The 7,103-nt window shown below is 71.3% G+C and carries 8 protein-coding genes and 1 rRNA gene; all 9 read right to left on the bottom strand.

All coding sequences use genetic code 11. The features are described 5' to 3' along the window. Positions 1-18: 18 nt before the first annotated feature. Positions 19-1,065: a lysophospholipid acyltransferase family protein gene (locus ACZ4M5_RS31760; RefSeq protein WP_467741998.1), complete on the bottom strand. Its 1,047-nt coding sequence runs from the start codon at positions 1,063-1,065 to the stop codon at positions 19-21. A gap of 14 nt (positions 1,066-1,079) precedes the next feature. Further along, a complete protein-coding gene (locus ACZ4M5_RS31765) occupies positions 1,080-2,141 on the bottom strand; it encodes an NAD-dependent epimerase/dehydratase family protein (protein WP_467742000.1) in 1,062 nt (353 codons plus the stop codon). 202 nt (positions 2,142-2,343) lie between these two features. Further along, on the bottom strand, positions 2,344-2,442 hold the full coding sequence (locus ACZ4M5_RS31770) for a 30S ribosomal protein bS22 (protein ID WP_003948845.1): 99 nt from the start codon (positions 2,440-2,442) through the stop codon (positions 2,344-2,346). A gap of 154 nt (positions 2,443-2,596) precedes the next feature. Further along, positions 2,597-2,809 carry a helix-turn-helix domain-containing protein gene (locus ACZ4M5_RS31775; protein ID WP_004984898.1) on the bottom strand — a complete coding sequence of 71 codons (213 nt, stop codon included), beginning with the start codon at positions 2,807-2,809 and terminating at the stop codon, positions 2,597-2,599. Positions 2,810-2,938: 129 nt separating this feature from the next. Then, the gene (locus tag ACZ4M5_RS31780) at positions 2,939-3,754 is read right to left on the bottom strand and encodes a phosphatase (RefSeq protein WP_467742002.1); all 816 of its coding nucleotides are present in this window, start codon (positions 3,752-3,754) and stop codon (positions 2,939-2,941) included. A gap of 128 nt (positions 3,755-3,882) precedes the next feature. After that, positions 3,883-5,055, bottom strand: a complete 1,173-nt coding sequence (locus ACZ4M5_RS31785; protein ID WP_467742004.1) for an acetoin utilization protein AcuC — start codon at positions 5,053-5,055, stop codon at positions 3,883-3,885. Beyond that, positions 5,006-6,226: an MFS transporter gene (locus tag ACZ4M5_RS31790; RefSeq protein WP_467742006.1), complete on the bottom strand. Its 1,221-nt coding sequence runs from the start codon at positions 6,224-6,226 to the stop codon at positions 5,006-5,008. The genes ACZ4M5_RS31785 and ACZ4M5_RS31790 overlap by 50 nt, the downstream gene beginning before the upstream one ends. An 84-nt stretch (positions 6,227-6,310) precedes the next feature. Next, positions 6,311-6,955, bottom strand: coding sequence for an HAD family hydrolase (locus ACZ4M5_RS31795; protein ID WP_467742008.1), 645 nt, complete (start codon positions 6,953-6,955; stop codon positions 6,311-6,313). Between the two features lie 61 nt (positions 6,956-7,016). Beyond that, positions 7,017-7,103 (bottom strand): 5S ribosomal RNA (gene rrf / locus ACZ4M5_RS31800); the annotation flags it as partial.

The raw sequence follows: 7,103 nt of genomic DNA on the forward strand, positions 1-7,103 counted from the left end.
TACCCGCGGACCCCGAGATCAGAAGAACACCGACCGCCGCTGCACCAGCAGCTTGTACAGGGTGTGCTGGATCTGCTCCCTGACCTGGTCGGTCAGGTTGAACATCAGCATCGGGTCCTCGGCCGCCTCGGGCGGATAGGCGTCGGTCGCGATCGGCTCACCGAACTGGATCGTCCACTTGGTCGGCAGCGGAACCGCCCCGAGCGGCCCGAGCCAGGGGAACGTGGGCGTGAGCGGGAAGTACGGGAAGCCCAGCAGCCGGGCGAGGGTCTTGGCGTTGCCGATCATCGGGTAGATCTCCTCCGCCCCGACGATCGAGCACGGAATGATCGGCGTCCCCGCGCGCAGGGCCGTGGAGACGAAGCCGCCGCGGCCGAAGCGCTGCAGCTTGTAGCGGTCCGCGAAGGGCTTGCCGAGGCCCTTGAAGCCCTCCGGCATCACCCCCACGAGCTCGCCCTGCTCCAGCAGCCGCGCCGCGTCCTCCGCACAGGCCAGCGTGTGACCGAGCTTGCGGGCCAGCTCGTTGACGACCGGCAGCATGAACACCAGGTCCGCGGCGAGGAGGCGCAGGTGCCGGCCCGCCGGGTGGTTGTCGTGCACGGCGACCTGCATCATCAGGCCGTCCATCGGCAGCGTCCCGGAGTGGTTGGCGACGATCAGGGCGCCGCCCTCCGACGGGATGTTCTCGACGCCCCTCACCTCGACCCGGAAGTACTTCTCGTACAGCGGGCGCAGCAGCGACATCAGGACCTGGTCGGTCAGTTCCTCGTCGTAGCCGAAGTCGTCGACCTCGTAGTCGCCGGTGAGGCGGCGCCGCAGGAAGGCCAGGCCGCCGGCGATCCGCCGCTCCAGGGCGCTCTCGCCGTCCGGCTCCCGCCGCGGCGGCTCCCCGGCGGTGCCGGGGACGTCCTCCTGCGCGGCGGTGGGCAGGGGCTGCACCTCACGGACCGGTGCCGGATCCGTGCCCGTGCGGCGGCTGCCCGCGCTGCGGCGGCGCTGGGGGCGCTGCGCCGCACCGCCCCGGGACCGGTCGTCGTCGAACGGAATGACCTTGGCGTCCGCCATCGTTGATGCGCTCCTCAGTTGGCGCTCTGCGTCGGAAGGTGGTCGCCGCCCGCGAGGGGCAGCGCGGCGATCCGGTCGACGGCCCCCGCGACAGCCTCCGGCGGGAGGAGTCCGGGACTCTGGCTGCGGGCGAAGTCCGCGAACGTCTCCGCGGTCGTGTACTTGGGCTGGAATCCCAGCGTCTCGCGCATCTGGCCCGTGGACACGACCCTGCCGTGGGTCAGCAACCGGATCTGCTCGGGCGAGAAGTCCGACATCCCCAGCGTACGCACCAGCGAGCCCGCCCAGGTGACCGCGGGGAGCAGCAGGGGCACGGTCGGGCGCCCCAGGCGCCGGGAGCACTGGGAGAGCAGCAGCACGCCGTCGCCGGCGATGTTGAAGGTGCCGCTGTTGAGGGTGCCCCGCCTCGGCTCGTGCGAGGCGATCCGCAGCACCTCGATCACGTCGTCCTCGTGCACGAACTGCAGCCGCGGGTCGTAGCCGAACACGGTGGGCAGCACGGGCAGCGCGAAGTACGACGCGAGCGGGGTGTCCGCGGTCGGGCCGAGGATGTTGGCGAACCGCAGCACGCACACCGCCACGTCCGGCCGCCGGCGCGCGAAGCCGCGGACGTAGCCCTCGACCTCGCAGGTGTCCTTGGCGAAACCGCCGCTGGGCAGGGACTTGGGCGGGGTCGTCTCGGTGAAGACGGCGGGGTCGCGGGGCGCGGAGCCGTAGACGTTGGTGCTGGACTTCACGACCAGCCGCTGTACCGCCGGGGACTTCTGGCAGGCACCGAGCAGCTGCATGGTGCCGATGACGTTGGTCTCCTTCAGGGAGGCCCGGTTGCCGCTGCCCAGCGGGGTGCCCGTCACGTCGAGGTGGACGACGGTGTCGGCGCCCGTCTCGGCGAGGATGCGCGCGATGCCGGGCTGGCGGATGTCGGCCTGGACGAAGTCGGCGCCGCCCAGGTGGTGCTCGGGCGGCACCGCGTCCACGGCGACGACCCGGTCGACGTCGGGGTCACGCTGGATCCGCCGGACGAACCGGCCCCCCAGCTGGCGGGCCACTCCGGTGACGAGCACGACCTTGCCCAAGATCAGCGCCTTCCTTCAGAAACGTCCTGTCCCGCCGCGTTCCCCCGTGGGGCCAACTTAGCGGGTCGGCGTCGCACTGTGATGACCGCCGGATGCGCGAAGTGACAGATGCCAGCCGGACGCAGGAGCCGGACATGCGTGTGGCCCCCCACCGGACGGTGGGGGGCCACAGCAACGCTCTCGCGTCGTCCGCGTCGCGAACCTACTTCTTGTTGCGACGCTGGACGCGCGTGCGCTTGAGCAGCTTGCGGTGCTTCTTCTTAGCCATCCGCTTGCGCCGCTTCTTGATAACAGAGCCCACGACTACCCTCGCTCACTTCTCATCACTCGGTGTTTGGGCGCCATGGGCCCATACGACCTACGAGGGGCCAGCCTACCCGCCCGAGCGCTGAGGTCGTAATCGAGGGGGCCGGGGAGATCCCCAAGTGCCCTGCGGGGCCTCCCCGCCCCAGCCGTCAGGCGGTTTCCACCCCCACGTAACTCTCGCGGAGGTACTCGTGAACCGCTTGCTCGGGGACGCGGAAGGACCGCCCCACCCGGATCGCGGGCAGATGACCGCTGTGCACCAACCGGTACACGGTCATCTTCGACACTCGCATCACCGAGGCGACTTCCGCCACGGTAAGGAACTGAACCTCGTTCAGAGGCCTCTCGCCAGCTGCAGCCATGACACACCTGAACCTTCCGCACTCGACGGCCACCGGCTTCCCCTTCCGGTGACTCTTCGTCGCTGCGTGCTCACTCCCCAATGTAGGGGCGGGTGATGCGAGTGGGGAAGAGGTGCACCCATCGGCGGCCTACTGTGACAGACACGCCCGATTGAGTACGTAGCGGGTCAGCGGCAGGTAGTAATCGGATCGCACGCCGTCATCGAGCGGAACGGCGACGGACACGGACCCCTCGGCCTCTCCCACGAACGGCGCCGGGTCGTCCGTGTCGGCCGGCCCGATGGCCTCGAACCCCAGCTGACCTGCCCCGCAGACCCATCCGTGGTCACCGATCACCAACTCCGGAAGGGGCCCGCCGGCCTCCGCGGCCGCGGCCAGCGCGGTGCGTACCGGGAGAGGTGAGTGCGTATGTGCGCCGGGCTCACAACCGGGGCGTTCGGGGGCGGGGGTCCGCACGAGCGCGACTTTCCGTACGTAGTCGAGAGTGAACGTACGTAGGCCGAACCGGGTCGTTATGTCGACACAGCGACCCTGCGCCGGTGTGAGGACAGCACATCCCGCCGCCGACAGAGCGTCTGCCAGAACGGCGTAGAAGCCGAGCAGCCGGTGCGGGTGCCCGGTGCCGAACAGCACGGGAGCGCCCCGCCGCGCGGCGTCGCCGAGCCGGTCCGCGAACGCGTCCAGGGCCGCCACGGTCCGGGCCGGGTCGATCACGTCCTGGCCGGAAGTATGCCGGTGATCGGCCGAGACACCACACCGGTCCGCCATCAGCTCCAGCAACTCCCGTTGCTGCCAGGCGCCTTCCGGGTCGATGCCGAGCAGCACACGGGGGTCCCGGGCCGCGAAGAGCCGGTAGCGCCGCAGGCTACCCTCCCGGGAGGTCGCCACGGTCCCGGCCAGCCGTGCGCCCACGAGGTGCGCGCGAAGGGCCTGGGGGGTCAGCACGAAGAGATCGTGCGCGACGGCGCCCGGACCTGTCCCCGGAACGCCCGAACACCGCACGGACGGCCTACGCCGGTCCCTCGGGCCGTGCGGCCCCGCGCCGCGGGGCCGCACGGCCCGCCCGGCACCGCTCAGGCCAGCAGCCCCCGCAGCGGGAACACCGCCCGCCGGGCCGCCAGGACCGCCTGGTCGAGCCGGTCGGCCGGGTCGTAACCCTCCTCCCAGGCGGACCAGCCGACGGGCCACCGGCCGTCCGTCATGCGGGCGGGCGCCAACTGCCGCGTCCTGGCGAACACGTCCTGCCGCCAGGCCTCGGGGATCATCGCCTCGGGCTCCACGGCCCGTCCCGCGGCGATCGCGACCAGGTGCGTCCAGGACCGCGGGACGACGTCCACCACCGCGTAACCGCCCCCGCCCAGGGCCACCCACCGCCCATCGGCGTACTCGTGCGCCAGGTCGTGACAGGCCACCTGCACCGCCCGCTGCGCGTCCAGCGACACCGCCAGGTGCGCCAGCGGGTCCTCGAAGTGCGTGTCGGCCCCGTGCTGCGTCACCAGCACCTGCGGCCGGAAGTCGGCGATCAGCTCCGGCACGATCGCGTGGAACGCCCGCAGCCAGCCCGCGTCGCCGGTGCCGGCCGGCAGCGCCACGTTCACCGCCGAGCCCTCGGCCGACTCCGCGCCGGTCTCCTCCGGCCACCCGGTCTGCGGGAACAGCGTCCGGGGGTGCTCGTGCAGGGAGATCGTCAGCACCCGCGGGTCCTCCCAGAACGCCGCCTGCACCCCGTCCCCGTGGTGCACGTCGACGTCGACGTACGCGACCCGCTCGGCGCCCAGCTCCAGCAGCCGGGCGATGGCGAGGGAGGCGTCGTTGTAGATGCAGAAGCCGGAGGCCCCGCCCGGCATCGCGTGGTGCAGTCCGCCCGCGAAGTTCACCGCGTGCAGCGCCTCGCCCCGCCACACGGCCTCCGCCGCCCCCACCGACTGCCCCGCGATCAGCGAGGACACCTCGTGCATCCCGGCGAACGCCGGATCGTCCATGGTCCCCAGCCCGTACGACTGGTCCGCGGCCCCCGGGTCCGCCGAGGCCGCCTTCACGGCGTCGATGTAGTCCTCCCGGTGGACGAGCCGCAGCGTCGACTCCCCGGCCGCCTTGGCGGCGACCACGTCCACCTCCCGGTCCAGCCCGAAGGCGTCGACCAGCCTCCGGGTCAGGGCGAGCCGGACCGGGTCCATCGGATGGCCCGGGCCGAAGTCATAGCCCGTTACTGCCTCGTCCCACATCAGCTGTGCGCGGCCGCTCATGCCCGCCACCGTATCGGTCCGGTTGAGGCGCGAACGACCGGGCGTACACGAGCGTCACCAGCACCAACACCATCGGCACCAGCATGGCCCCGCGGTAGCTCCACACATCCCCGAGCGCCCCCACCAGCGGCGAACCGATCAGGAACCCCACGTAGTTGAAGACGTTCAGCCGCGCCACGGCCGCGTCCGACGCCCCGGGGAACAACCTCCCGGCGGCCGCGAACGTCTGCGGCACCAGGACGCACAACCCCAGCCCCAGCAGCGTGAATCCCAGCATCCCGACCCAGGCCCCGGGCGCCGACGCCACCACGGCGAATCCGCCGGCCGCCACCAGCGCCCCGCCCCGCACCACCGCGACGGCCCCGAACCGCCGCACCCCGAAGTCCCCGATCGCCCGCCCCAGCAGCGTCGTGACCATGTACACGTTGTACGGCACGGTCGCCATCTGCTCGGAACTCCCGAGCACGTCCTGCAGGTACTTCGCACTCCAGTTGGAGACGGTCGAGTCCCCGATGTAGGCGACCGTCATCACCAGGCACAACGGCAGCAGCAGCCTGAAGACCAGCACCTGCCCCTCACCGACCTGCTCCGCGGCGACCGCCACCGCGCCCCGGCCGTCGCCGGCGTACCACCGGCTCCCCACCAGCACGGCGGGCAGCAGCACCGCCACGACCGGCAGGTACGACACCCACAGCGCCAGATCCCAGTGCGCCCCGGCCCACGCCAGCGAGGCCCCGGCGATCCCGCCCAGGCTGTAGGCCGCGTGGAAGCTCAGCATGATGCTGCGCCCGTACGACCGCTGCAGGCTCACCCCGAGCATGTTCATCGACGCGTCCAGCACACCGACGGCCAGCCCGAACGCGGCGAGCGCGACGGCGAGTCCGGCCATCCGCTCACCGGCTCCCACGCCGAGCAGCGCCAGCAGCACCACGGGCTGGGACCACCGCAGCAGCCGGCTGGGCGGTATCCGCTTCACCAGCCGCTCGGTCGTCACACTGCCGATCCCGGCCAGGACCGGCACCGCCGCGAGGAAGGCGGGCAGCAGCGCGTCGGACACCCCGTAGCGGTCCTGGATGGCGGGGATCCGCGTCACGAGCAGAGCGAAGGCGACGCCCTGCACGAGGAAGCTGAACGCCAACGAGGCCCGGCCGCGCCGCAGCACATCAGTCATGGCGGCGAGCGTAGGGCTCCGGACTACCCGTGGGTAGATCCGGCCAAAGATGAATTCTCCTCATCTTCGCCGGGCGACGGGAGCTCAGCCCAGCAGGTCGATCAGCTCCCCCATGTCGGCGAAGAACCCACGGCACCCGGCCAGCCGCTCCGCCGGCGTCATGGCGGTGAACCCGTACACGTCCATCCCCGCCGCGACGGCCGCCTGCACGCCCAGCGGACTGTCCTCCACGACGACACACCGCTCGGGCGCCACGCCCATCCGCCGCGCCGCGTACAGGAAGAGGTCGGGAGCCGGCTTCCCCCGCCCCACGTCCTGCGAGCTGAACACCCGCCCTTCGTCGAACCACCGGTCCAGCCCGGTCGTCCGATGTCCCACCCGGATCCGCTCATGGCTCCCGGACGACGCCACGCAGTACGGCACCGAGTCGGCGGTGAGTTTCTGCAGCACTTCCTCGACACCTTCGACCGGCTTCAGATCCCGCTCGAAGGCCGCGAAGACCCGGGCGTGGAAGACGTCGTCGAAGTCCTCGGGCAGCCGCCGCCCGGTCCGCTCCTCCACCAGGTCGTGCACGCGGTGCATCGCGGACCCCATGTAATCGCGCAGGGACTCCTCATAGGTCGTCTCGTGCCCCAACTCGGTGAGGTAGGCGGCCAGGTGCCGGTTGGAGATCGGCTCACTGTCGACGAGCACACCGTCGTTGTCGAAGATCACGAGGTCATAGCGCATGAGTAGACCCTAAACGCAGAAAACCCCCGCATCTTTCGATGCGGGGGTTTTCCCAAGAATTGTTCGGCGGCGTCCTACTCTCCCACAGGGTCCCCCCTGCAGTACCATCGGCGCTGTAAGGCTTAGCTTCCGGGTTCGGAATGTAACC

This window comes from Streptomyces sp. NPDC026246, from assembly GCF_055567995.1.